The sequence below is a fragment of the Vannielia sp. ABF1_015 genome (assembly GCF_056160745.1).
On sequence record NZ_JBSWXT010000001.1, the window covers coordinates 1 to 23223 of the forward strand.

The following is a 23223-nucleotide window of genomic DNA, read 5'->3' on the forward strand; positions in this document are numbered from 1 at the left end:
ACAAACCCGGTCGTCACTCTCACTCCTTCGCTCCCTCCCGCTTGGGGGTATCCTTGCTTGTGGAGTACCCCCCCTTCTGCCTCTGCTTTTTGTTTTCCCCCGGCACCCCACTTCGACACCCGTTTTGCGCCCAGGGAGGAAACCATGCGCGAGATGATCCTGAAGAGCCCCGCCCTGACTGCCGCCTTTGTCGTTGGCGTGGCGATGATCGCCTTCCAGGTCTGGCTGCTGTTCGAACCGCAACAGCCGCTCTTCGAGCGCCCGGTTCACCTAGCCTTCGCGCTTGTCCTTCTGTTTCTCTACAAGCCGCTCACCAACCCTCGCCTGCCGCGCTGGCTGCGGATCGGACTGGATGCAGCGGCCATTCTCGCCGCGCTCGCGGTGCTGAGCTACTACCTCACCGGCTTCGAGCGGCTGACGACCCGGATGGAGAATGTCTCTCCAATCTTCACGATCGATATCCTGTTCGGTGCGCTCCTTGTATTCCTCCTGCTTGAAGGCTCCCGCCGCGCGGTGGGCTGGGTGCTGGTGTGGGTTCTGCTGGCGTTCATCGCCTATGCCTTCTGGGGCAACGTGCTGCCCGGCTGGCTGAGCTTCCGTGGCTTCGGCGTGGAGGCGGCGACCGAGATCACCACCATGACCACGGCGGGCGTGCTTGGCATCACCACATCCACCTCGGTCAGCTTTGTCTTCTACTTCATCCTCTTCGGCGCCTTCTACGCGGCGGTGGGCGGTGGGCAGCTGTTCATCGACCTCGCCATCCGCGCAGCCGGACGCGCCACCGGCGGAACCGCCAAGGCCGCCATCATCGGCTCCTCGCTGATGGGCTCTATCTCTGGCTCCGCCGTGGCCAACGTGGTTTCCACCGGCGTCTTTACCATTCCGCTGATGAAGCGCACCGGTGTGCCCGCTGCCCGGGCCGCAGGGATCGAGGCCATTGCCTCCACCGGCGGGCAACTCATGCCGCCGATCATGGGCGTTGCCGCCTTCATCATGGCCGAGCTGCTCGGCATGCCCTACGCCCAGATCGCGCTGGCGGGCCTGATTCCGGCGGTCGCCTTCTACCTCGCGCTGCTGCTGGTGGTGGACCTGTCCGCCCGCCGCGACGGGGTGCGGGCGCTGACCTCGGAGGAGGTGTCGCAGACCCCGGCCATTGGCCCGCGCCTCCATCTGATCCTGCCGCCGTTGGTGCTGATCGGGCTGCTGGTGAGTGGCTACTCGGCCTCCTACTCGGCGGTTGTGGCCTCCCTCGCCTGCCTCGTGGTTCCCTTTCTCCGCGCGTCCACGCGGATCGGCTGGAAGCAGATCGCTGAGGCTCTGCGGGACGCCCCGCGCCAGGCGGCCGAGGTGGCCGTGCCGATCGCCGCCATCGGTCTTGTCATCGCTGTCGCCGTGCAATCGAACCTCGCGCTGAAGTTCGCGGGCTCGCTGCTGTCGCTCTCCGAAGGCTCGATCTATGCCTCCCTGATGTTGGCCATGGTCGGCTGCATCATCATGGGCATGGGGCTGCCCACGGTGGCCGCCTATATCATCGGCGCGGTGCTCTTTGTGCCGGCCATCGAAGACCTCGGCATCGCCCCGCTCGCGGCGCACTTCTTCATCTTCTACTATTGCGTGCTCTCGATGGTGACGCCGCCGGTGGCGCTGGCCTCCTTCGCTGCCGCAGCGGTGGGCAAGGCCTCTGCCGTGCACACCAGCCTCTCGGCCTTCGGGCTCAGCCTGGTGGCCTTTTTCGTGCCCTTCGCCTTTGTCTTCGACCCGGGCGTGCTGGCCCAGGGCAGCGCGGGGCAAAACGCCTTCAGTGCGTTCTCTCTGCTGGTCAGCACCGCGCTCTGGGCCGTGGCCTTCGGCGGCTGGGCGATGCGCCCGCTGGGCTGGGCCACGCGCCTGCCCATCGGCCTCGCCGGGCTGGTCGCGGTGATCGCGCCTTCGGGCAGCACCGCCTGGCTGGTGGCGCTGACCGCAGGCTGGTCCATGGTGATTGTCGTGGCCGTCACCGCCCGCAGCAGTGCACGCACGGTTCCCAACCCCGCAGAGTAACCATGCCCTACATCCACCACCGCTCCGAGTCGGTGCCGTTCAACGACGGCACCGGCGCGACCCTCCGCCAGATTACGCAGCACGGCTCGATACACCATCACCCGTTCTTCTTTGTTGACGCTTGGGACGCGGCGATGAGCTTTCTGCTGCTAATCTCGCACCGCACCGGCAGCCCGCAGATCTTCATTGAGCCAGCGCCGGGTGCCGACCTGGTGCAGCTCACCGAAGAGCCCGCATTGGCCGAGTGGTCGGTGATCCCCTCGCGCGACGGCGACTGGATCTATTTCGTCGCCGGGCAGGAGGGCAAACGGGTGTCGCCGCGCGACGGCAGGGTGGAAGTGCTGGCCCACTTCGACAGCCGCGAGATGCGCGAGGCCGGGATGGTTGGTGCGGCGATGGGCACCACGGCGCTTTCGGCCTGCGGGCGCTACTGGGCGGTGCCGGTGAAGAGCGGCGCGGTCAGCCGGTTCTGGTTGGTGGATACCGAGACGCAGAGCGCGGAGGTTTTCCTGGAAGCGCCCACCATCGGCCACCCGCAGTTCTGCCCAGACGATGATAACCTGATCCTCTATGCGGGGCCCATGACCGACCGGGTCTGGGTGACGGACCGGCAGAGCAACGCCCGCCGCATCTTCGAGCGCGCGCACGAGATGCAGTGGATCACCCATGAGGTCTGGCGCCCCGGGCACCGGACCGTGCTCTTTGTCGACTGGCCCAAGGGCTTCGGCGAGATCGACCCGGACAGCGGCGAGGTGCGGATGCTGACCGACTTCCCGGTCTGGCACGGTGCGCCCGACGCCACAGGCGCCCGCCTGATCTGCGATACCAACTTTCCCGACCGTGGCCTGCACCTGCTCGCGCTCGACGACTCCGCCCCACCGGCCCCGCTTCACCGCCCGGAGGCCAGCTCGCAAGGGGCGCACTGGGCCGATCCCTTCCCCTACAACAAAGGGCCGGTAAAGGTGCATGCCCCGCAGCACACCCACCCGCATCCACGGTTCTCACCGGACGGACGGAAGGTTGTGTTTACATCCGACCGGAGCGGGACAGCGCAGATCTATGAGCTAGATGTGAAGTATTAGAAGGTTGGTCATCCGATGCGCGCTTAGCATACCATTGCCAATCTTCAGCCGAAAAAACCGAAGGATGGACAATCCACAATAAAGCGCTCGTCTCACCGTCTGAACTCGAGAGCAGATTACAATGCGGATCATTGAACGTTAGCCCATCACTGAGGTTCTCGAGTCCTTCGGTGCCTCGCTACAAACCGTGCGCGTAGGAGTAGCCCGCGCCGCGATTGAGTGTGGCACTCCCCTCACCTCGTGACGTGGCTCAGTTGGCCAACATGTGTTCCACTTCGGCCAGAAACCCCTCCGCGTCGCGTGACAGTGGCGCATCGCGCATGCTGATCACGTTCAGCGGGAAGCAGTAGTCGATGTCGATGGCGGCGACGCAGGTGCCCTCAGGGATGCGCCCGTGGACAGTGAAGCGGTCGAGCAGGGTGAGGCCGAGGTTTTCCTGCACCAGCACGCAGGCGGTGCTCATCACCCGGCAGCGGGCGCGGTAATCCGGGGCGAGTCCGCGGCTGCGGAACATGTCGTCGATCAGTTGCTGCTGAAAGGCCTGGGGGTTGTAGCCGATCACCGGATGAGCGGCGATCTCTTCGAGTGTCACCTGCTCACGCCCGGCGAGCGGGTGGTCGAGGGACATCAGGCAGACCAGCGGGGCCTCTGCAATTTTCCGGATGTTGAGCCTTGGGTCGTCGATCTCGTAGATCGTCAGGGCAAAGTCGTAGCGGCGGAATTCGAGCAGGGGCAGCACCTCGTCGACGTGCATGACCCCCAGCTCGAAGCGAAGGTCAGGCTGGCGGGCCTGAAGCCGGGAGAGCGCGTGGGGCACCACGCTGAGGCCGAGGCCGGGCGAGGTGCCGATGCGTAGGGCGGTCTCGGTGCGTGCCGGTCCGGTGAGGCGGGCCTCGATGCGGGAGAGGCTGCTGTGGACCTGTTCGAGATCGTCGAGCAGCGCGTGGGCCTCGGGCATGGGCACGAAGCCATTGGGTGTGCGCGAGAACAGTGCGAAGCCGATCTGGCTCTCGGTATGGCGCAGCATCCGGCTGACGGCGGCGGGGGAGACGTTGAGCAGCTGTGCTGCGCCGCTGACCGAACGGGCGACCATGACGGCGCGGATCACCTCCACCTGCCGGATCGAAATCATCCATGTTCCCCCTGCTTGCCGGCATTTAACCAAACGTTAAAGCCGTCGGATCTAATGTTAATCGTCTCCGTCGCTCGCTTCAACTAGGGTCGGGCGCACCAGACGACCGGGAGGAGGTCACCGAATGCCAGATACCAGCGCCCCCCTGCGCGCAGACGCGGAATGCGATGTGATCGTCGTGGGCGGCGGCATGGCCGGTTGCGCCGCAGCGCTGACAGCGGCCCGCAATGGTGCGAAGGTGCTGCTGATCGAACAGAACGCCTTCTTGGGCGGCGCGGCGACGGCGGGAATGGTGGGCCAGTTCGTCGGCTGGCAAACCCGGTCGGGCCGCACCGTGATCCGCGGTGTGGCCGAGGAGATCGTGGAGCGGCTCAGGGCCGATGGCGGATGCGGGCCGCTGGGCACCTTCGTGATGTCGACCGGCCACGTGATGAACCGCATCGAGTATGACGCGCAGGTGCTGAAGGTCTCGCTGGAGCAGATGCTGATCGAGGCGGGCGTGCGCATTCTGTTCAAGTCGGTCAACATGGGCGCGGCCTGCGAGGGCGGCCATGTCACAGAGCTGAGGGTTTGGGCGGCGGGCAAGCCGCTAACGCTGCGCGCCGCCTGTTACATCGATGCGTCGGGCGACATGAGCCTCGTCACCGTCGCCGGTGGCCGTTTCCTTGGCTTGAACGAGGGCGAGGCGCTGCAACCCGGCACCATGATGTTCGAGATGGCGCCGGTGGACATTGCCGCCCTGGAGGGCATGAGCCGGGCCGATCGAGACCGGGTGGTGGCCGAAGGACTGGAGAGCGGCGCGCTCCCCCGCGCTGCGCTGCATTACTCCCGCGTGCCGGGTGCCAATGCCGCGTGGTTCAACATTTCCCGCGTCTCGGTGGACCCCGACGACCCCTTTTCGGTGAGTGCCGGCGAGATTGAGGGGCGACGGCAGGCGCTGGAGATCTCTCGCTTTCTCACCGTGCATATGCCGGGCTGCGGCGAGGCGCGCCTTTCGGCCATTGCGCCGCAACTCGGCATTCGCGATACGCGCCGCGTGCGGGGAGACTACGTGGTGACGCGAGAGGACATCACGCGGGGTGAGAGGTTTGACGATACCGTCGCCGCCGGGGCTTACCCAATCGATGTCCACAAGCCTACAGGCAAGGAGATTACCTTCATCGAGTTCTCCGAGGACCACCATTACAACATCCCCTGGCGAGCGTTGCTGCCCGAGGGGCTGCGCAACGTGGCAGTGGCCGGGCGCGGCATTAGCGCAACCCACGAGGCCTTTGCCGCACTTCGGGTCATGCCCACGGCGATGGCGATGGGCCATGCCGCGGGCACCGGCGCGGCTCTGGCGATCCAGGCGCAGGGCGAGCTGCGGCAGGTGGAAGTGAGCGCCCTGCAAGCGCGGCTGCGCGCCGAGAACGCATACTTGGGAGACTGACCGTCATGGCCTTTGCCGCGCTGCTCATCACCTTTGCCTTCTTCATGGCCATCGGCGCGCCGGTCGCGCTGGCGATGGGCGTGGCCTCGATGGTCTACATCCTGCTGGGCGACGTGATGCCCTCGATCTTCATCTTCTCGATGGTCGAGAGCCTCGGCGGCGTCACGTTGCTCGCGATCCCCTTCTTCGTGCTGGCGGGCGAGATCATGAACGTGGGTGGTGTGACCGAGCGCATCTTCCGCTTCGCCGGGCTGCTGGTGGGACACATCCGGGGTGGGCTGGCGCATGTGAACATTCTCTCCAGCCTGTTCTTTGCCGGCATCTCCGGCTCGGCGGTGGCCGATACCGCCGGGCTGGGGCGGATTGAGATCAAGGCGATGGTGAAGGCGGGCTATTCGCGCCCGTTCAGCGCCGCCGTCACCGCTGCCTCAAGCTGTATCGGCCCGATCATCCCGCCGTCGATCCTGATGGTGCTCTATGGCTCGATGACCGACGTTTCGATCCCCGCCCTCTTTATCGGCGGGCTGGTGCCGGGCTTGCTGCTGGGACTTTTCATGATGGTCTACGTCTACTTCGCGGCCAAGCGCGAGGGCGTGGAGCCGGAGGTGCGCGCCTCGCTCTGCGAGATCGGCCGCAGCTTCATCCGCAACGCGCCTCCGCTCGCCACGCCCTTCGTGATCCTCGCCGGCCTCGTCTTTGGCATCGTCACCCCGACAGAAGCAGGCGTGATCGCCGTGGCCTATGCCTGTGTGGTCTCGATGCTCTACGGCGACATGAAGTGGCGCAACCTCGGCCCGATGCTGGAGGAGGCGCTCGTCACCACCACCCAGATCATGTTCATCCTCGGCATGTCCTCGCTCTTCGGCTGGCTCGTCACGACCGAGCAACTGCCCGATGCGATGGCCGAATTCTTTCACCGCTCCGGCTACGGGCAGATCGCCTTTCTCTTCGCGATGAACGTGATCTTGCTGCTGCTCGGCACCATCATGAGCCTGACCTCGATACTCGTCATCTTCACGCCCACCCTCGTGGGCATGGGTGTGGCGCTTGGGGTCGACCCGGTGCACCTGGGCGTAGTGATCGTGCTCAACCTTACCGTGGGCCTCATCACCCCGCCGCTCGGCTGGTGCCTCTATATCGTCACCGAGATCGCCGAGATCCGCTTTATCGACACGGCGAAGGCGATCCTGCCGTTTCTCATTCCGATCCTGCTGGTGCTGCTGCTCATCACCTATGTCCCGTCCATCGTGACATATCCCGGCGAGCTGCTGCTGCCCGGACGCTGACCCGACACCACCATTCATCAAGGGAGGAAAACCATGAAGATGATTCACACAGCCACGCTGGCCCTCGCGGCCGCAACCCTCGCAGGCGCCGCGCAGGCCGCGACCTATCGGCTCGCCTGCCCGTCGGCGGAGACCTCGGCCACCTGCATGACCGCGACGAAGTTCGCGGAGGAGGTCGCGGAAAAATCCGGCGGCGATATCGAGATTCAGGTCTTTCCCGGCGGCCAGCTCGGCTCGGGCGAGAAGGCGATTCAGCAGATGCGGGCGGGTGTGCTCGACATGGTGGTGGAAAGCCTGTCGAACTACGGCAACTTCGAGAAGGATTTCAACGTCGTCTCATGGGGCTTCACCTTCCGCGACGGCGATCACTTTCAGGCCTTTCTCGACAGTGACATGGCCACGGCGATGGAGGACAAACTGCTGGAGGAAGCGGGCATCAAGATGATCGGGGACGATTGGGCCAAGCTGCCGCGCGTGGTGGTCTCGACCAAGCCGGTGAACACTCCAGACGATCTGACTGGTCTCAAGTTCCGGGTGCCGGGCATCCCCTCCTACATCAAGACCTGGGCCACGCTGGGCACCAACCCCACGCAGGTGCCTTGGGCCGATAGTTTCCAAGCGCTCAAGACCGGCATGACCGACGCGATGGAAAGCCCCTACGACTCGGTGCTGAGCCAGAAGTTCCACCTTGCCGCGCCCTATGTCACCCGCACCAACCACGTGTATGACTCGATCACCGTGGCTATGAACGGGATGCGTTGGGGCCAGCTCGACGAGGCGCAGCAGCAGATCCTGCTCGATGCCGCCGCCGTGGCCTCGGACTACTCCAAGGAGCTCATCGAGGAGGCTGCGGCCACCATCGCGGACCAGCTCAAGGCCGACGGCGCCACCATCATCGAGGTCGACCGCACCGCCTTTGCCGAAAAGCTCACCGCCGCCGCGCATGAGCAGGAGGCCGAGGGCCTCTGGGGCGAAGGTCTCTACGACGCGATCCGCGATATCCAGTGATCCTCCCCGCCCCGCCCCGGAGCTAGCGCATGACCCATCTCGACACTCTTCTCGGCCACGTCAGCAAGGCCTACCTGCGGATTTCGCAGGGCCTCCTTCTGGCGCTGGTGGTCGGAATTCTTGCCGAGGTAGTGCTGCGCTATGTTCTGGGGCGGGGCATTTTGGGATCGGCGGAGCTGACCCGGCTGGTCATTACATGGATCGTGTTCCTGATGGCCTTCGTGCTATACCGGAGCCGCCGCCATATCGTGGTGACGGCCCTCGTCGACATGCTCGGCCCGCGTGCCCGCGCGGTTTGTGAGCGCATCACCGATGTCTCGGTGGTGCTGTTGTCGTGCTACGTGATGCTCCAGCTTTGGCACGTCTGGGAGTTTCTCGGCCTCAGAACGCCGGTGTTCGAGATCCCCGATACCGCCTTCAAGATCGCTCCGGTCTTCTGCTTTGTCCCGATGGGCCTGCAGGCCGTGGTCAACTTCTTGGTTGGAAATTCCAGCGCAAAACCCGAGGGCAGCGAAGGTGTATAGCCGGGTCCGCGAGCCTGATAGCGAGGTCGAGGGGGCTTGTGGATGTCACCCATGTCATCGCTGCGGCTAGGTCGATCAGAGGCAGATTTGCGTCGCCCATACCTGCCGGCGCCGAGATGCATCCGGATGGTTTAGTAGTGGATCTCCAAGGACTTCGAAGGGATCCACCGATCAGCGGCCCTCCAGCCTTTCCTCCTCGGCGTTCGCAGTCGTTCATGATCGACCGTTACGTCGCAACTCGAACTCGTGCACCCGACTGCTGCCACGCAGCGACCGCTCATGCCTCTTCGGGCTCAGGCACCGCGTCACAGGCCCGGCGCAGGCACTGGCGCAATCATCGGTGCCCCAGGTCTCCGTCCATCCGCGGATGCCAAAGCATCGAGATCGTGAAGCCTGGGAGTGGGAACGGCAGGTCGATGTTCTGCATGTCCCGGCGCAGTCCAAGCGTGTGACGTTCTGGAACGGTAGCGACGAGGTCGGTGGCGCGCGCCAGCGACAGCGCTGTCGCAAAGCCGCCTGCCACCGCACGCACGCGCCGGCCGATCCCTGCTTCGCTGGCTGCACGATCGATCTCATCACTGTGAAGCCCCCGACGCTCGACCTGGATGTGCGCCGCGGCAGGGTAGATCTTGGTCGGATCATCAGATTGCGCCGACGGGTGACCGGAGCGAACTACGCCGATCCAGCGATCGTCGAAGAGCGTATAGGCGCGCAGTTCGGGGGCGGTCCCGGCATCGATCACACCGGTCTCGAGGTCCACATCACCGTCGCGCAGGGGCGCGCTGTCCTTGTCCTCCTTCAGGGTAAAGGCCAGCGTCACCCCCGGCGCCTCTACACCAACGATCTCCAAAAGCGCCGGTCCGAAGCTCTCGGCAAAGCCCTCGGTGCAACGGAGGGTGAACCGCCGCGCCAACCGGGAGAGATCGAGCTGTTCCGTCGGCCGTAGCACCTCCCGGGCCCCGTCGACGAGCTCGCCAACCCTCTCGCGCAGCTCCATCGCGCGCGGCGTCGGCACGAGGCCCCGGCCAGCGCGCACGAGCAGCGGGTCTCCGGTGACCTCCCGCAGCCGCGCCAGCGCGCGGCTCATTGCGGAGGGGCTCAGACCGAGGCGCCGCGCAGCGCCGGCCACGCTGCCTTCCGCCAGCAGTGCATCGAGCGTGATCAGCAGGTTCAGGTCCGGCATCGCATCCTCCCTCGGAGACATGGCGTCTGATGCAGCAATAGAGTGCAAATGCTGCGCCTTCCGCATTCCACCTGCAAGCGCCAAATAGCGGCCAGTTCACAGAACTGGAGTTCCTTCCATGCCTGCCCGTTTCGCCCCGGCCCTCTTCGGGCTGATCCTCTCCGGAATGATGTCGCTCATCGTGTCCGGCATCGCCACCCTCCGGGCCGCACCGCTCGACGGCATCCTGTCGGCCTGGCTCGGAGCCTGGCTCATTTCTTGGGCCATCGCCTTCCCTGTGGTCCTTGTCGTGGCGCCGCTCGCGCGCCGCCTGGTCGGCCTGCTCGTCGCCGCCCCTGCGACGCAGCGCTGAGGAGGGCGCGAGATGCAGCTGATCGTGAGGCATCCTCTATTCGCGCTGTCCCTCGCCACATTGCTGCCAGCGCTGGGGACCAGCATCGCCAACGTGTCGCTCCCAGACATGGCGCGCGCCTTTGCCGCGCCGCTGGTTGAGGTGCAGTGGGTCGTCGTCGGCTACCTTGTCGCGGTGACGAGCCTGGTCGTCACGGTCGGTCGACTAGGCGATCTCTATGGCCGCAGGCGCCTGCTCCTTGCCGGCACCGCGCTCTTCGGTCTCGCCTCGGCAGGCGGCGTGCTGGCCACCGGGCTGTGGAGCCTCGTGGCTCTGCGTGGGCTGCAGGGCGTTGGTGCGGCCGCAATGATGGCCCTGACGCTCGCCATGGCGGGCGATCTCATCCCAAAGGCGCGCAGCGGTCGGGCCTTCGGCCTTCTGGCCACGGTCTCTGCCCTGGGCACCGCCCTCGGCCCGTCACTGGGCGGTGTCCTGGTGGAGGCCTGGGGCTGGCGGGCGGTCTTTGCCGCCATGGCGCTGGCGGCCGGCTTCGCTTTCGCGGTCTTGACGGCTGTGCTGCCGGGCGATCGGACCGGGAGCACATCCCGGCCGAGGCTCGATCTGCCCGGTATCGTGCTGCTCTCGTTAGGCCTTGCTCTCGCAGCCTTTGCCGCCTCACGCCTTGGCCACGGCAACCAGGTGGTGGTGGCCGGGCTCGGCCTTCTGGCCTTTGCCCTGTTGCTGGCCTTTGTCCGTGTCGTGCTGCGCGCCACAGCGCCGCTGGTCGACCTGAGCCTGCTGACCAAAGCCAGGCTCTGGCCCGGCCTCCTGCAGATGATGCTTGTCTCCATGATCGTGATGACCACGCTCGTCGTTGGCCCGTTCTACCTGAGCCGGGGTCTTGATCTTGATCCGGTCGCCACCGGCCTCCTGATGAGCGTGGGGCCCGGTGTGGTGGTCCTTGTTGGCGTGCCCGCCGGACGGCTCGTGGATCGGTTCGGGACAGAACGTCTCGTCCTCTGGGGCCTGGCCGCCGCGACCATCGGATCGCTCGGCATGGTTGTCCTGCCGAACGCCCTCGGTGCCTCGGGCTACGCGATGAGCCTCGCCACCTTGACCGCCGGCTACGGCATCTTCCAGACGGCCAACGGCAAGGCCCTGCTCGCAGGCGCTCCGGCCGACTGGCGCGGCACGACCTCAGGCTTGCTGGCGCTGGCCCGGAATATCGGTTTGATCACCGGCGCAGCCGCGATGGGGCCGGTCTATGCGCTCGGGAGTCGGGGGCTGCCTGAGATCGCCTTGGCACCGGGTGCAGGCAGCGGCCTAATGCTCGTTTTCGCGGTCACCACGGCTGCGGCCGCCCTGGCGCTGACGCTCTCGTCGGTAAGCAGGCGACACGCTGACGTTCCGGGTTGACCGGGGAGGACGACCGCCCTGCACGAAGCAGCCCCTCCGGGCCTGCCGAGCAAGCTAGGGCCAATCCGTTCGCCCCCTCGGTTGCCTTCTGAGGCCTAGGGTCGCGACTCCCGGCACGTGTCGACACCTCCTTCGGCACGCTGTCGGCCCGCCAGGGCCACGGAGCGGGTTACCAGAGGGCCTCCTCGATGCTCCCCGCGCAACCCCTGGCCCAAGAGTGGACTTGCGTTCTACGGGCCGCTTTTGCCCCCCCGGTTCCGAGGTGCTTTCGCAATGCGCCGCGCCGAGTTCAGGCGAGCCCGGGGCAGCACCCAGGGACCAAGCACATGCCCCCCCCACCCCCGGGGATGTTGGCTCGTAAACCGGATCTCTAGGGCCGCACGCCAGATTTCTCTCCCCGGCCTCGGTCACCGCATCCGGCGACGCCTGGTGGCGCATCCCTGACACGAGGGCAAAAAGTGCAGAAACGACTTCTTCAAAACCGGGACAGAAAGTGAACTGATCGGTTTAGATTCTACCAAAAGATGTTGCCCACCGGGAGCACAACTATAGGTAATATAAGAGCCGTCGATCATAATAGTATATATATACCTAGTAGGTGTATTTATATTTACGAAAAATTCTGCCTCTGAACCATCATCCATGGAAGATCTGCTCCGGCCGCGGAGAGGGTGTGCCCAGGCAAAAAAGAGAGGCAGAGGTGGTTCGAGATTTCTCCCGGCCGCCCCTGCCTCGAGAGTAAGCGGACTCAGGCCCATTACCGCAGCAACTTAGAGAGCGCGCCTTGGCTTCAGAGCCTCTGCTGAATGCTGTCTTCGTCGTTACCCGCATACCAACCCGCCGGCGGGCCATCGTGTTGTTGCTGTGTTGCGGGGAAGGTCTGGCTCGCTGCTCGAGGCGTCCACCCAGCCCGGTCTGCTGATCTCGCTTGTCACTAGGCCTGCGCTCTTAGGCCTAGGGCTCGATTAGAGCGTCACCAGATGCGATCCGCAGTGCTGCCCTGTGTCACGCTTCGTCGCAAAGAGCGGTTCTCGTCTGGCGAGCTCCTTTGCGAACCGGGCGTTGTTGTGTGCTTCATGATCGCTTCTGCTCTGGACCGGCAGACTGGTGCGCCACCTGCACCAAGGTCACCATGAGAGAGGCCGCTGCAAGACTGAGGACCGATACCACACACCCTTCAGTCTGCCCCAAGGCATCTTGCAAGCCTGCCTATCGCCCGGGCACCCTTGCTAACGAATGACCTCGCGCTCAGGGTTCGACACTCCATGCCGTCATCGATGCCTGAAGCCCCAAAGCGCGTCTTCTGCACCATACTAGATCTAGACGAAGCACGACTATTCGTGATGGTTCCAAGGAAGCTTTCCGGCCGAATTTCGAGATCCTCAACCATCACGAAACTCCTCATTCTTGCCTGTGTGGTGTTTCGCGTTGGGTTTGATGAGTTTTTTGGGCCCTGAGCCAACAAAAATTGAAGCTTCCGGTCCGCATGGCGGGTGATGGTGGGTTGCCGATGATTACCTGATGGGTCGAAAAGGTTTCCCACTAAAATGCTCAGGTAAACATAAACGTTTCCCTCGATGTTTACCTCTCAGACCTCGCGCAACCCCGAAAGTTGCCCTCGGAAACCCGCCACAGGCACTTCGCCTCGATCAACGCCGGGAGCAAGCCAATCTACATCTTGTGTGCCTCAATAGCGTCGCCGCGCGCCGGTCCCCCGGCGCGCAGTCGTCACGTCAATCTACTTCGATCTCGGTCACAGTGAGCTTGCCACTCCCACTATCCGCCAGGCAGCGGATCTTCGTGCCCTCGCCCAGGCCCTCCAGCATCGCTGCATCGGTAACCACGAAGACCATCTTCGTGGACGCGGCATCTCTCACCGCTACCAACAGACCACGCTATCCTCCACTTGCTGATAGACAAGCGGCAGCCCCACCACTTCGAGTGAAGGTTCAACCGCTCCGGTTCCAGATCGCAACACGCAGAGCTTGAACTGCGGCCAATCCCGGCGACCGGACATCACCGCTATAGAGATCGCGCAGAAGGCTCAACCAAGCGGCCTCAGCAACAGATATAGGCTGCGATACATCCGGAAGCTTGAAATAGTGGGTCATTTCTCACAGTCCCCAGATAGTGCGAAGCGCAGCGCGTGACCTGCTGGTCAATCTCGGATCGGAGTGCCCGGAGGCGTCTCGAATCTCGCGCAGCCACGCAACCTCGTTCTCGGATACGATCTCGCCAAGGATCTGGTCGATCGCGTTCTTCGTCGTCTCCAACCCCTCCTGCTCCAGCGCGAGCCGGAGGAGCAACCGCTGATCCACTTCGAGAGCCGCGGCGAGCGCCGGCACGCGATCCAGAGCGAGCTTGCTGGTGCCGCTCTTCAGCATGGAGAGAAAATTGGGGTGCCTGAACCCGGCTTCGAGCGCGATGTCCCGCTGCGACTTGCGGGGGCGGAGCTTCAGGATCTGCCGGTCGAGCAGGTGAGCGAGCGGAGTGTTTCCGTAGGGGGTGCGTTTCAAGATATTGTCCATTGTAGCCGCCGCGAAACGCGACGTTTCATGTGTTCGCTATAGCGACGGCTACGTTGGGAGTGCGTTGGGTCCTGCGATGGCCGTCCACGTAATCATCATCATATGGCCCGACCTGCGTCCTTGGCTCGCTCTCCACAGAGGTGGGACAATGATAACACATAGATGCACTGAGCGTTGGTGCGTGGCCCTGCAGCACTCCGGGCAAACGGCAGACACGGTCCTGAATGGCGGAGCCTTCGCGCAGCAATCTCGGAGTGATTGAGCCCTCCAAAAGTCAAGAGGGCTTGCCGAGCCCTATGCTCTCTGCAGTTATAGACAGAGTATGAAGTCAGATTATTTTTTAGAATGCTATTCCATTTCAGAAGATAATCCCATAACGTCACCACAAGAGGAGATTCGTAGTGACAGTTGCTGCAGTAACCCGATGCCTGGACCTGCTCGAAGTGCTGGCCGGAGAGCGTGAACCGGTCGAGCTTTCCGAGTTGGCCGCGCGGCTTGATGTGCCTCCAAGTGCAGCGCACAGGCTCGTCACGACCCTTGCTGATCATGGCTGGGTAACACAGGATCCCTCGAGCCAGAAATATGCCCTGTCATTGCGCATGAGCACGTTAGCCTTCCGGAACCTTGACGGACGCAATGTGCCCGACGTGGTGCAGGCAGTGCTCGACCGACTGGCAGCCGAGACCCGGGAATACTGCCGCCTGGCGATCCTCGAAGGGCAGGATCTTGTTTGGGTCGCGCGCGCACAAGGCGCTGTGACCGGGCTGCGCTACGACCCTGACATGGGGCAGGAGATCGTGCTGCACGCCACTGCCAACGGCAAGGCATGGTTGGCGACGCTGCCCGAGGAAGAGGCGCTCTCGATCGTCTATTCGCGCGGGTTCAAGGCCAATCGCGAGTTGGGGCCGAACAGCGCTCGCACCATCGACGAACTCCGCAACCGGCTCGAAGATACCCGCCGGCAGGGCTTTGGAACTTCGGTGGAAGAGGCCGAGGCAGGCACCGCTGCGCTGGCAGTGCCGTTTCGCGCCGGTCCCGAAGAGACTGACCCGGTGGCGGGCACGATCTCGATCGCTGGCCCGCTGTTGCGTATCCAGAAGGAGCGCTGGGACGAGCTTGCCGAGGCGCTGCACCGCGCCGCCGCTGAAATCAGCCAGATCTGGCCGCTGCGGATGCGCCAGCGGGGCGTAAATGACATGAAGCGTGTTGCCGCCGAAAGGGCTGGAGCCGTCACATGACCAGTGCTTCCCTTCTGCGCCGGGTGATGGAGCCGGTTCTGTGGTTCACGGGCCTGCTGGTGCTGTGGCAACTCCTCGTGCGTGCGTTCGATGTGCCGATCTTCGTTCTGCCCGCGCCAAGCGACTTTCTGGCCGACATGGTCAATGAACGCGTGAGACTGTTCCACCATGGGCTGATCACAACCAAGCTCATCCTGATCGGCTTCCTAGCAGGCGCGGTGCCCGGTGTGGTGCTGGCCTACCTGATTGCGAAGTTCCACATCGCCGAGCGTATCCTCTACCCGATCGTCGTGTTCATCCAGGGCCTGCCCAAGGTGACGCTGGCGCCGCTGATGCTGGTCTGGTTCGGCTTCAGCGACACACCCAAGGTGCTGCTGACCGCGTTGATCACCTTCTTTCCGGTGCTGGTCGACAGTGTGCACGGGTTCAAATCCATCGACCCGCGTCAATACTACCTGAGCCGTTCGGTCGGTGCCTCGTGGTGGCAGACCTTTCGGCTGTTCGAGTTGCCCTCGGCCGCACCCAGCATTTTCTCGGGCTTCAAGATCACCGTGGTGATCGCCGTGACCGTCGTCATCGTGGTGGAGTGGCTGAACTCGCAGAACGGGCTGGGCTACCTCGTGCTGAGGGCGATGGACAGCCAGAACACGCCGCTGCTTTTCGCCGTGCTGGTGGTGGGCTCGATGATTGGCGTGGTGCTGAGTTTCGGAATGGCGTTGCTGGAGCGCCTCCTGCTGCCGTGGCGGCGCTTCTAAGCGCGGATGGCGGCAATCAATGCCAGCATGGACAACACGATTGGGAGGAGACCATCAATGTATCGCTTCAAGACCCTGCTGCTGACAACCGCCTGCGCCGCCTTTGCGGGAACGGCCAGTTATGCCGCCGACAAGCTCACGCTTCAGATGAACTGGACCGCAGACTCGGCCCATCTGGGCTTTGCCGTAGCTCAAGCCGAAGGCATTTATGCCGCCCATGATCTGGAGGTTACGCTGGTCGAGGGGCGCGGCTCGGCTGTCGCCGCACAGCTTGTCGCCACCGGCCAGGTCGAGCTGGGCTATGCCGATACCGGCGCCGCGTTGAAAGTCGCCTCTCAGGGGGCGCCGATCAAGATCGTCTCGACGATCTGGAAATCCGGCCAATTTGGCATCCAGTTCCTGGCGGACTCGGGCATCAGCGAACCCAAGGACCTCGTGGGCAAGAAACTCGCCGTGTCGCCAGGCTCGGCCATGATGCCGCTGATCCCCGTCTTTCTGAAAGCCAATGGCATCGACGAGGGCGACGTGGAGCTGATTACTGCTTCGGAATCCGCCTTCCTCGGTTTGCTAACCTCCGGTCAGGTCGATGCGGTGTCACAAACACCCGAGAACGTCGTCGTGCCGCTGGCCGAACAGGGCATCGACGCTGGCAACATGTATTTCTATGACAACGGCGTGCCCATCGCGAGCCTCAGCCTGATCGCCCGTGAGGACAAGCTAGCCGAGAACGGCGATGTCTACCGGCGCTTCATCGAGGCAACCGCAGAGGGCTGGAAGGCGGCCATGGCCGATCCGGAAGGCGCCATCGACGACCTGCTGGAGATCTTCCCCGAGACAGAGAACACCAAAGCCTCGCTGCTGCAGGCAGCCACCTATAGCTTTGCCTCGGTCTGCCCGGGCGGCAGTGGCGACAGCATCGGCGTGACCCCGCCGGAGACATGGGACGAGATGTTCAAGGTCATGACCACGGCGATGGACCTTTCGTCGGAGAACCCGGTGACGACCTATTACACCAACGATTTCGTCCCCGGCGAGCCAGTGACCTGCCCGTAAGCCGGCATTTCAAGGCGGCGGGAGCACCAGCCCCCGCCGCCCCACACGACCAAGCGACAGGACAGGTTGGATGGCGACATCCCAAGATAACACACTCATGGCATTGCAGAGCACCGGCCCGAACCCTTTGATCCACGCGTTGGGGCGCCTCTATGGCTCCTTCGTCGGCTCGATTCTGATCGGCCTCATCGCCATCGCGGCACTGCTCGGCCTCTGGCAGGGGCTGGCCATCTGGTTCGAGGTGCCCACCTGGCTGGTGCCCAAGCCCTCGGACTTTCTCGGCCGGCTGATCTCGGACTGGCAGACCATCGGCTTTCATGCAGGCGCGACCTCGCTGACCATCCTCGAAGGCTTCGCGCTCAGCGTGCTGGTCGCCGTTCCGCTCGCGCTGGCCATCGTCTCGGTCCCGGCGCTGGAGCGTGGGCTCTACCCGGTGATCGTATTTCTTAACATCATGCCAAAAACGGTGATCGGGCCGATCCTAATCATCTGGTTCGGCATTGGCCCGCTTGTCGCGGCGCTGATCGTCTTTCTGATGTGTTTCTTCCCGATCCTCGTCGATTCGATGTCGGGGTTCCGGGCGGTCGACCCGCGCCTTTTCTACATCTCGCGCTCAATGGGCGCGACGCAGTGGCAGAGCTTCTGGAAATTTCGCCTGCCGGCGGCCATGCCTGCAATCTTTGCGGGCATGAAGATCGGCGTAGTGAAGGCGGTCGAAGGCGTGATCATCGCCGAGTTCATCGCCTCGAACAAAGGCCTCGGCTTCATGATCATGCAGGCGTCGAGCTTCATGGATATGTCGCTGATGTTTGCCGGGCTGATCGCGGCGGCCATTGTGGCACTCATCTTCAACGGTGCGATGAGCATCTCCGAAAAGATGCTCATGCCTTGGGGCAATGCCGGGCACTGAGCGGCCGGGCCTGAAAGGACTACTCGATATGGAACAGATGACCGCACCCGCCAAACCGCTGCAGAGCGCCCTTGGAGCCCATTCCAGCGGCACCGCCGGCGCCTCGATCGTTGCCAAGGGAATCTCCAAGATCTACGGGCAAGGCGGGCCGAACCCGTTTCATGCCCTCGGCCCCATCGACCTTGATGTAAAGCCGGGTGAGTTTGTCAGCCTGATCGGCCCCTCGGGCTGCGGCAAGAGCACGACGCTGCTGCTCACCTCGGGGCTGGAGCCGGTTTCGGAAGGCACGGTGGAGGTTGACGGCAAGCTGCTGACCAAGCCGATCTCCGAGGTCGGTATCGTGTTTCAGGATCACCTGCTGCTCGACTTTCGCACCGCGATGCAGAACGTGCTGCTCCAGCAGGAGATCCGCAAGCTCGACGCCACGCAGTTTCGTGCCCGCGCCGACATGCTGTTTGACCGGCTGGGCATTCGCGGCTCGGAGGGCAAGTATCCGCGCCAGCTCTCTGGCGGGATGCGGCAGCGGGTGTCGATTGCGCGCGCGCTTGTGCACGATCCGTCGATGCTGCTGATGGACGAACCCTTCGGCGCGTTGGATGCGATAACCCGGACCCAGATCCGCCATGATCTTGAGGTGCTCTGGCTGGAGACGCGCAAGACAGTGCTGTTCATCACACATTCGATCGAAGAGGCGGTGGGCCTTTCGGACCGCGTGCTGGTGATGTCGCAGAGCCCCGGCCAGATCGTCGAGGAGATCAAGATCGATCTGCCGCGCCCGCGCCCGGCGCATCTGGGCGAATACCCGGAGTTCTCGAAATACGCCGAACGGATCTACAAGATCTTCGCCAAGCTCGGCGTCTACAAGTTCTGACGCCATGACCGAGATCGTCTTCAACCACGCCACAGTGCGCGAGCGGGCCGACATGCTGCGCTTTCTCGACCTTTGTGCCGAGCGCGGGCTGCGCACGGTCTCGATCTGGGGCAACGAGATAGACAAGGTTGGGGAGGCGCGCGCGCTGGAGGGGCTCAAGGCGCACGGGATGCGTGTCTCCGGCTACAACCGCATTGGCCCGTTCACGCCCGAGGGCCTGGGCCGGGCGCGGGCAGAGTTGGAGCGTGCGGCGCGGTTCGGGGCGGATCACGTCTTTCTCTTTACCGGCGGATTTGAGGAAGGTCAGCACGACCTGTCCGGGGCGCGGGGCCGTGCTGAGGCGGCGATCTCGGCGCTTTTGCCCATGGCGCGGGATCTGGGGTTGAAGCTGGCCATCGAGCCGCTGCATCCGATGCTGGTGGGCGACCGCACGGTCATCTCCAGCATGTCCCACGCGAATGATATCTGTGACCGGCTGGGCGAGGGGCTGGGCGTGGTCATCGATGTGCATCATGTCTGGTGGGATGAAACCCTCGACACCGAGATTAAACGCGCAGGCCAGGCCGGCCGCATCCTTGGCTTCCACGTCAATGACTGGCTGATCCCGACACGACATCTGCTTACGGATCGGGGCATGATGGGAGACGGGGTGATCGACCTTGCTGGCATCGAACGGATGGTGCGCGGCGCGGGGTTTGACGGTCCAGTTGAGGTCGAAATCTTCTCACAGGAGTGGTGGCAGCGCGATCCGGCTGAGGTGTTGGATATCGCGATGGTGCGCTGCAGGGAGATCTTCGGGCAGGACAAAGCGGCATGACTCCTGATCTGAACGGCGCTTCGCGCGTCTATGCGGTTTTCGGAGATCCGGTGGCACAGGTGCAGACGCCGCGTCTGATCAACCCGATCTTTGCCGCTGCCGGAGAGGACATCTTTGCCGTGCCCTTCCACGTCACGCCCGCGCAGTTCACGGCGACGTGGGACGCGCTGGCGGCGCTGGGCAGCATTGCGGGGATCGGTGTGACTGTGCCGCACAAGGTGGCCGCCGCCGCCCGCTGCGCGACATTGACCGAGACGGCGCGTGCGGTTGGGGCGGTGAACTCCATCCAACGCGGCGCGGACGGACGGATGCATGGCGCGCTGTTCGACGGCATTGGCTTTGTGCTCGGCCTTGGTGCGGCACGCGCGCGTCTGCAGGGTGCGCGGGTGCTCATGGTTGGCGCAGGCGGGGCAGGCCGAGCCATCGCCCATGCGTTGGCGAGCGAAGGCATCGCCTCACTGGCCCTGATGGATATCCACCCGGCCTCGGTGGCGTTCACCGCACGGATGGTGAACGCGGTCGCTGGCGAGGGCACCGCTTTTGCCGCAAAGGGCGGCGCGGACTATGACATGGTCGTCAACGCCTCTCCTATCGGGATCAAGGGCGACGCCCGCTTTCCGGTGCCCGGGGATGCGCTCCGCGCTGACATGCTGGTGGCCGACATCGCCGCCTTGCAGGGCGATACGGCGCTGTTGCGCGATGCCAAGCTTGCTGGAGCTGCTACTTCCGACGGCAATGACATGCTTGAAGCGCAGATTGCCCTGATCGCGGGGTTCGCCGCCGGTCTGCCTGCCGGAGAGCCGCTCGGACGGTGAAGCAGGGCCGGGCCAGCCCCGCACCGTCTATCCCCAGATCTCGCAGAGATGATCGGCAATGGCGCCGACCTGCCCTTCGATCATCCGCAGGCCGGAGTGAACCTCGGCCCCGCGCGCCTTGGCGGCATGCAGCAGGGGCGTCACTTCGGGCTGGGCGATCACCTCGGCCATGGTCATGCCGGGGCCAAGCAGGTTGGCGTCCAACGGCAGCGGATCGCTCTCTTTCAGCCCCAGCGAAGTGGCGTTGATGACCAGCTGCGCGGGTTGCGGCTCGGCGGTTCCGGCGCGGGCAACATCGCGCTCCAGATCGGCGTTCAGTCGCGCGGCCAGCGCCTCGGCCTTGTCGCGCGTGCGGTTGGCGATCACCACCTCGCCCGCCCCGGCCTCGGCCAGCGCAAAGGCGATGGCAACACCCGCACCGCCCGCGCCGACCATCAGGCAGCTTCGCCCCGCGACGTCGATACCCGCATTGTGCAAGCCGCGCACAAAGCCCGCCCCGTCAAACTGGTAGCCGCGAAAGCTGCCATCCCGCTCGCGGCGCACGAGGTTCACCGCGCCGATCCGCTCGGCCACCGGATCGAGACTGTCACAAAGCGCCAGCGCCTCCTGCTTGTGCGGCAGGGTGATGCCGAAGCCCACCAGGTTGGGCATGGCACGGAGCCCCGTCCAGATGGTCGCCAGATCGGCGCTTGGCACGTGCAGCGGCACACAGGCGATGTCGGCGCCCTTTGCCTCGAAGATCGGGTTGATCGCGCCCGGCGTGCGGGCCTGCGCGATCGGGTCTCCGATCACACCCATCAGCCGGGTCGCGCCGCCTATGGTCACCGCCATGAGAGATCCTCCCGCTTGAGCCAGACAAGGCTGCCGTCTTCGACGCCGACCACGAGGTCGAGCGCACCGCGTCCGGCCCAGTCCACCGCCTCGGGCGAAGCGACATGCATTGCCATGGCGATGGTTGCGCCCTTGTGCTTCAACGGCACCGGCAAGGCAAAGCGCGGCGCATCGGGTGTGCCGACGTTTCGCGCGTAAAACAGGCCCGCCTGCTGGGTGGTGTTGCGCGGCGCCCCTGTGGCGGGGTCGTCTGGGACACAGGCGCGGGCATGGGTGCCGAAGATGAGATCCGTGCGGCCCGTGCCCTCCCAGTCGCAGAGGCAGAGCTTGACCCGCCCGCGCCCGCCGCCCACGTCGACGGTAAAGCGGATCGGGCGGCCATCCTCCCATGTCAGGTGGCGCTTGTCGGTCAACTCGGTATCCGAAGCGCGCCGCCAGTCCGAGAGCACGCCCTCTTCATCGAGCGCGAGGTAATGCAGCTGCCCGGTGCCGGTCCAATCCGTCACCGCCGGGCGCACGCGCCAGACTGTCTTCAAGGGTTTGCCCTCGCAGGTCAGCAGCTCTTCTGCCGCGAAGCGTGGCGGGTTCTTGCCATCGCCCTGATTGCGGAACAACCGGTGGTATCCGGTGACATCGCTGCACAGGATGTCGCCCAGCCCGCTGCCTGTCCAATCCGCCACCGTGGGGCAGGTATAGCCGAACATCTTCTCGGACGGCCCCTGGATTGAGCCTGTCAGGCCGGCGGCAATGCGGATTGGCTCGCCTGCTGCGGTCAGCATCATGTCCTTGCCCAAGTGGCGCGGGTCATCCGCGCCCCGGTTCTCGTAGAACAGGAGTTCTCCCGTGGAGTTGCCCACGACGAGATCGGGCCGCCCGTTGCCGGTGAAGTCATGCGCGGCGGGGCTGGGAAGCACTCCCGCATGGATCAGCGGCTGCGTGGTTTCGATCCTCCCGACCTTCTCGAAGCGCGGCAGATCGTCGTCGCCCATCCCGCAGTTCCGGAGATAGGTCACATAGCCGTCTTCGGCGCCGACGAGAATGTCGAGCGTGCCGTCGCCGTTCCAATCGGTGACGCAGGGCAGATGAATGCATTGGTCAAGCTCCAATACCTCGTCCTGTGGCGTCTGAACCAGCTGGTTAGGCTCGAAGTGGCCGTCCGCGCGTTGACGGGCGATGTGGAGGATGTTCCAGAACTCTCCGGCGATGAGGCTCTGCTGGCCGGGCGTGAAGGCACCGAAGGCTGGGGCAAGCTGGCCATAGACCTCGAGCGGCGTGTCGCCCGCCATCAGGGGTTTGCCACTTTCGAGCACCGGGGCCGATGGGGTGCCCGTGTTCTTGAACGCATAGAGGAAGCCGCGCAGGGGGCCGCCCAGCCAGCGCCCGGCGGCGTCATAGCCGCGATAGCCGAAATCATTCCACTCCAAGCCGTTCGGCCAGTAGTCATCCCAAGAGTCGCTGCCCACGATCAGTTCCGGCACGCCGTCGCCATCAATGTCGTGGAACCGTGCCATGTGGTAGTATTCGTTGCCCTTGACCCAGTCGGCATCGAGATCGAGCACGACAGGGTCGCCGAAAGCTGGGGCACCCTTGCTGCCGATGTTCGGAAACAGATAGATCGCTTTGCGCATCCGCGAGGCGGAAACGAGGTGGAAGACGTCGCCATCGGGGACGGCGGTGACGTAGCCGCGCACGCCCTCGACTTCTTCCTCGGCACCCAGAACCGGGGTGCCGTCATCGTTGGTGCCGATCTGGCGACGCAGGAAGACCTTGCCGTCGTAGCAAGGGTCCCAGGCGGACAGCAGCAGGTCGCGCGTGCCGTTGCCCGACCAGTCGACCACATCGACGCAGGTAATGATCCGTCCGGCCACTGCAGCGGATGTTACGTCTGGATGATACTGCAGGGCTTCGGCGCCATAGTCGGGGCCATGCCAGACTGTTGCGTCATCCTCCCATCTTTTGACGCTCACCTGATTT

Annotated in this window: 21 protein-coding genes and 1 pseudogene; 16 read left to right on the top strand and 6 right to left on the bottom strand. The window is 64.4% G+C overall.

What is annotated here, in order from left to right; translation table 11 throughout:
• Positions 1–144: 144 nt before the first annotated feature.
• Together ACXAG6_RS00005 and ACXAG6_RS00010 are read left to right on the top strand one after the other, a co-directional pair.
• Positions 145–2040 (top strand): TRAP transporter permease, encoded by a 1896-nt coding sequence (locus tag ACXAG6_RS00005; RefSeq protein ID WP_475333886.1) that lies wholly within the window; start codon positions 145–147, stop codon positions 2038–2040.
• 2 nt (positions 2041–2042) lie between these two features.
• Positions 2043–3122, top strand: a complete 1080-nt coding sequence (locus tag ACXAG6_RS00010) for a TolB family protein (RefSeq protein WP_475333887.1) — start codon at positions 2043–2045, stop codon at positions 3120–3122.
• Between the two features lie 250 nt (positions 3123–3372).
• On the opposite strand, the gene ACXAG6_RS00015 is transcribed toward ACXAG6_RS00010, so the two are convergent.
• Positions 3373–4254: a LysR family transcriptional regulator gene (locus tag ACXAG6_RS00015; RefSeq protein WP_475333889.1), complete on the bottom strand. Its 882-nt coding sequence runs from the start codon at positions 4252–4254 to the stop codon at positions 3373–3375.
• Between the two features lie 124 nt (positions 4255–4378).
• On the opposite strand from ACXAG6_RS00015, the gene ACXAG6_RS00020 reads away from it, so the two are divergent.
• The 4 genes from ACXAG6_RS00020 to ACXAG6_RS00035 are packed head-to-tail and all read left to right on the top strand — an operon-like array spanning position 4379 to position 8501.
• Positions 4379–5683: an FAD-dependent oxidoreductase gene (locus ACXAG6_RS00020; RefSeq protein WP_475333890.1), complete on the top strand. Its 1305-nt coding sequence runs from the start codon at positions 4379–4381 to the stop codon at positions 5681–5683.
• A 5-nt stretch (positions 5684–5688) separates the two neighbouring features.
• Positions 5689–6969, top strand: a complete 1281-nt coding sequence (locus ACXAG6_RS00025) for a TRAP transporter large permease (RefSeq protein WP_475333892.1) — start codon at positions 5689–5691, stop codon at positions 6967–6969.
• 33 nt (positions 6970–7002) lie between these two features.
• Complete coding sequence (locus tag ACXAG6_RS00030; RefSeq protein ID WP_475333893.1) at positions 7003–7977, top strand: TRAP transporter substrate-binding protein; 975 nt, start codon at positions 7003–7005, stop codon at positions 7975–7977.
• A 29-nt stretch (positions 7978–8006) separates the two neighbouring features.
• Complete coding sequence (locus ACXAG6_RS00035) at positions 8007–8501, top strand: TRAP transporter small permease (protein ID WP_475333894.1); 495 nt, start codon at positions 8007–8009, stop codon at positions 8499–8501.
• Positions 8502–8835: 334 nt separating this feature from the next.
• Here the strand turns inward: ACXAG6_RS00035 and ACXAG6_RS00040 are convergent, their stop codons facing one another.
• Positions 8836–9684, bottom strand: coding sequence for a LysR family transcriptional regulator (locus ACXAG6_RS00040; protein WP_475333896.1), 849 nt, complete (start codon positions 9682–9684; stop codon positions 8836–8838).
• A 118-nt stretch (positions 9685–9802) separates the two neighbouring features.
• Between ACXAG6_RS00040 and ACXAG6_RS00045 the strand changes: the two genes are divergently transcribed.
• Both ACXAG6_RS00045 and ACXAG6_RS00050 read left to right on the top strand, forming a co-directional pair.
• On the top strand, positions 9803–10036 hold the full coding sequence (locus ACXAG6_RS00045) for a DUF2798 domain-containing protein (RefSeq protein ID WP_475333897.1): 234 nt from the start codon (positions 9803–9805) through the stop codon (positions 10034–10036).
• 12 nt (positions 10037–10048) lie between these two features.
• The gene (locus ACXAG6_RS00050) at positions 10049–11431 is read left to right on the top strand and encodes an MFS transporter (protein ID WP_475333898.1); all 1383 of its coding nucleotides are present in this window, start codon (positions 10049–10051) and stop codon (positions 11429–11431) included.
• Positions 11432–13164: 1733 nt separating this feature from the next.
• On the opposite strand, the gene ACXAG6_RS00055 is transcribed toward ACXAG6_RS00050, so the two are convergent.
• Both ACXAG6_RS00055 and ACXAG6_RS00060 read right to left on the bottom strand, forming a co-directional pair.
• Positions 13165–13284: a copper-binding protein gene (locus tag ACXAG6_RS00055; protein WP_475333900.1), complete on the bottom strand. Its 120-nt coding sequence runs from the start codon at positions 13282–13284 to the stop codon at positions 13165–13167.
• A gap of 261 nt (positions 13285–13545) precedes the next feature.
• Entirely contained in the window at positions 13546–13959 is a 414-nt protein-coding gene (locus tag ACXAG6_RS00060) for an XRE family transcriptional regulator (RefSeq protein ID WP_475333901.1), read from the bottom strand.
• Between the two features lie 401 nt (positions 13960–14360).
• Between ACXAG6_RS00060 and ACXAG6_RS00065 the strand changes: the two are divergent.
• From ACXAG6_RS00065 to ACXAG6_RS00100, 8 genes and pseudogenes are all read left to right on the top strand, one after another.
• Positions 14361–14516 (top strand): annotated as a pseudogene (locus ACXAG6_RS00065) (helix-turn-helix domain-containing protein); the annotation flags it as partial.
• A gap of 42 nt (positions 14517–14558) precedes the next feature.
• Entirely contained in the window at positions 14559–15197 is a 639-nt protein-coding gene (locus ACXAG6_RS00070) for an IclR family transcriptional regulator (RefSeq protein WP_475337886.1), read from the top strand.
• Entirely contained in the window at positions 15194–15952 is a 759-nt protein-coding gene (locus tag ACXAG6_RS00075) for an ABC transporter permease (protein ID WP_475333902.1), read from the top strand. The genes ACXAG6_RS00070 and ACXAG6_RS00075 overlap by 4 nt, the downstream gene beginning before the upstream one ends.
• Before the next feature lie 57 nt (positions 15953–16009).
• A complete protein-coding gene (locus ACXAG6_RS00080; protein ID WP_475333903.1) occupies positions 16010–17005 on the top strand; it encodes an ABC transporter substrate-binding protein in 996 nt (331 codons plus the stop codon).
• A gap of 70 nt (positions 17006–17075) precedes the next feature.
• Positions 17076–17915, top strand: coding sequence for an ABC transporter permease (locus ACXAG6_RS00085; protein ID WP_475333905.1), 840 nt, complete (start codon positions 17076–17078; stop codon positions 17913–17915).
• A 28-nt stretch (positions 17916–17943) separates the two neighbouring features.
• The gene (locus ACXAG6_RS00090; RefSeq protein WP_475333906.1) at positions 17944–18786 is read left to right on the top strand and encodes an ABC transporter ATP-binding protein; all 843 of its coding nucleotides are present in this window, start codon (positions 17944–17946) and stop codon (positions 18784–18786) included.
• Between the two features lie 4 nt (positions 18787–18790).
• Positions 18791–19603 carry a sugar phosphate isomerase/epimerase family protein gene (locus ACXAG6_RS00095; protein WP_475333907.1) on the top strand — a complete coding sequence of 271 codons (813 nt, stop codon included), beginning with the start codon at positions 18791–18793 and terminating at the stop codon, positions 19601–19603.
• Entirely contained in the window at positions 19600–20418 is an 819-nt protein-coding gene (locus ACXAG6_RS00100; protein WP_475333908.1) for a shikimate dehydrogenase family protein, read from the top strand. Before ACXAG6_RS00095 ends, ACXAG6_RS00100 begins: the two co-directional genes overlap by 4 nt.
• Positions 20419–20445: 27 nt before the next feature.
• Here ACXAG6_RS00100 and ACXAG6_RS00105 read toward each other — a convergent pair whose 3' ends face one another.
• Together ACXAG6_RS00105 and ACXAG6_RS00110 are read right to left on the bottom strand one after the other, a co-directional pair.
• Positions 20446–21249 carry a shikimate dehydrogenase family protein gene (locus ACXAG6_RS00105; protein WP_475333910.1) on the bottom strand — a complete coding sequence of 268 codons (804 nt, stop codon included), beginning with the start codon at positions 21247–21249 and terminating at the stop codon, positions 20446–20448.
• Positions 21240–23216, bottom strand: coding sequence for an FG-GAP repeat domain-containing protein (locus tag ACXAG6_RS00110; protein WP_475333911.1), 1977 nt, complete (start codon positions 23214–23216; stop codon positions 21240–21242). Before ACXAG6_RS00110 ends, ACXAG6_RS00105 begins: the two co-directional genes overlap by 10 nt.
• Positions 23217–23223 lie beyond the last annotated feature (7 nt).

Coding starts and splice junctions, on each gene's coding strand:
- ACXAG6_RS00005 (WP_475333886.1), top strand. CDS start 145: ATGCGCGAGATGATCCTGAAGAGCCCCGCCCTGACTGCCGCCTTTGTC.
- ACXAG6_RS00010 (WP_475333887.1), top strand. CDS start 2,043: ATGCCCTACATCCACCACCGCTCCGAGTCGGTGCCGTTCAACGACGGC.
- ACXAG6_RS00015 (WP_475333889.1), bottom strand. CDS start 4,254: ATGATTTCGATCCGGCAGGTGGAGGTGATCCGCGCCGTCATGGTCGCC.
- ACXAG6_RS00020 (WP_475333890.1), top strand. CDS start 4,379: ATGCCAGATACCAGCGCCCCCCTGCGCGCAGACGCGGAATGCGATGTG.
- ACXAG6_RS00025 (WP_475333892.1), top strand. CDS start 5,689: ATGGCCTTTGCCGCGCTGCTCATCACCTTTGCCTTCTTCATGGCCATC.
- ACXAG6_RS00030 (WP_475333893.1), top strand. CDS start 7,003: ATGAAGATGATTCACACAGCCACGCTGGCCCTCGCGGCCGCAACCCTC.
- ACXAG6_RS00035 (WP_475333894.1), top strand. CDS start 8,007: ATGACCCATCTCGACACTCTTCTCGGCCACGTCAGCAAGGCCTACCTG.
- ACXAG6_RS00040 (WP_475333896.1), bottom strand. CDS start 9,684: ATGCCGGACCTGAACCTGCTGATCACGCTCGATGCACTGCTGGCGGAA.
- ACXAG6_RS00045 (WP_475333897.1), top strand. CDS start 9,803: ATGCCTGCCCGTTTCGCCCCGGCCCTCTTCGGGCTGATCCTCTCCGGA.
- ACXAG6_RS00050 (WP_475333898.1), top strand. CDS start 10,049: ATGCAGCTGATCGTGAGGCATCCTCTATTCGCGCTGTCCCTCGCCACA.
- ACXAG6_RS00055 (WP_475333900.1), bottom strand. CDS start 13,284: ATGGTCTTCGTGGTTACCGATGCAGCGATGCTGGAGGGCCTGGGCGAG.
- ACXAG6_RS00060 (WP_475333901.1), bottom strand. CDS start 13,959: ATGGACAATATCTTGAAACGCACCCCCTACGGAAACACTCCGCTCGCT.
- ACXAG6_RS00070 (WP_475337886.1), top strand. CDS start 14,559: ATGAGCACGTTAGCCTTCCGGAACCTTGACGGACGCAATGTGCCCGAC.
- ACXAG6_RS00075 (WP_475333902.1), top strand. CDS start 15,194: ATGACCAGTGCTTCCCTTCTGCGCCGGGTGATGGAGCCGGTTCTGTGG.
- ACXAG6_RS00080 (WP_475333903.1), top strand. CDS start 16,010: ATGTATCGCTTCAAGACCCTGCTGCTGACAACCGCCTGCGCCGCCTTT.
- ACXAG6_RS00085 (WP_475333905.1), top strand. CDS start 17,076: ATGGCGACATCCCAAGATAACACACTCATGGCATTGCAGAGCACCGGC.
- ACXAG6_RS00090 (WP_475333906.1), top strand. CDS start 17,944: ATGGAACAGATGACCGCACCCGCCAAACCGCTGCAGAGCGCCCTTGGA.
- ACXAG6_RS00095 (WP_475333907.1), top strand. CDS start 18,791: ATGACCGAGATCGTCTTCAACCACGCCACAGTGCGCGAGCGGGCCGAC.
- ACXAG6_RS00100 (WP_475333908.1), top strand. CDS start 19,600: ATGACTCCTGATCTGAACGGCGCTTCGCGCGTCTATGCGGTTTTCGGA.
- ACXAG6_RS00105 (WP_475333910.1), bottom strand. CDS start 21,249: ATGGCGGTGACCATAGGCGGCGCGACCCGGCTGATGGGTGTGATCGGA.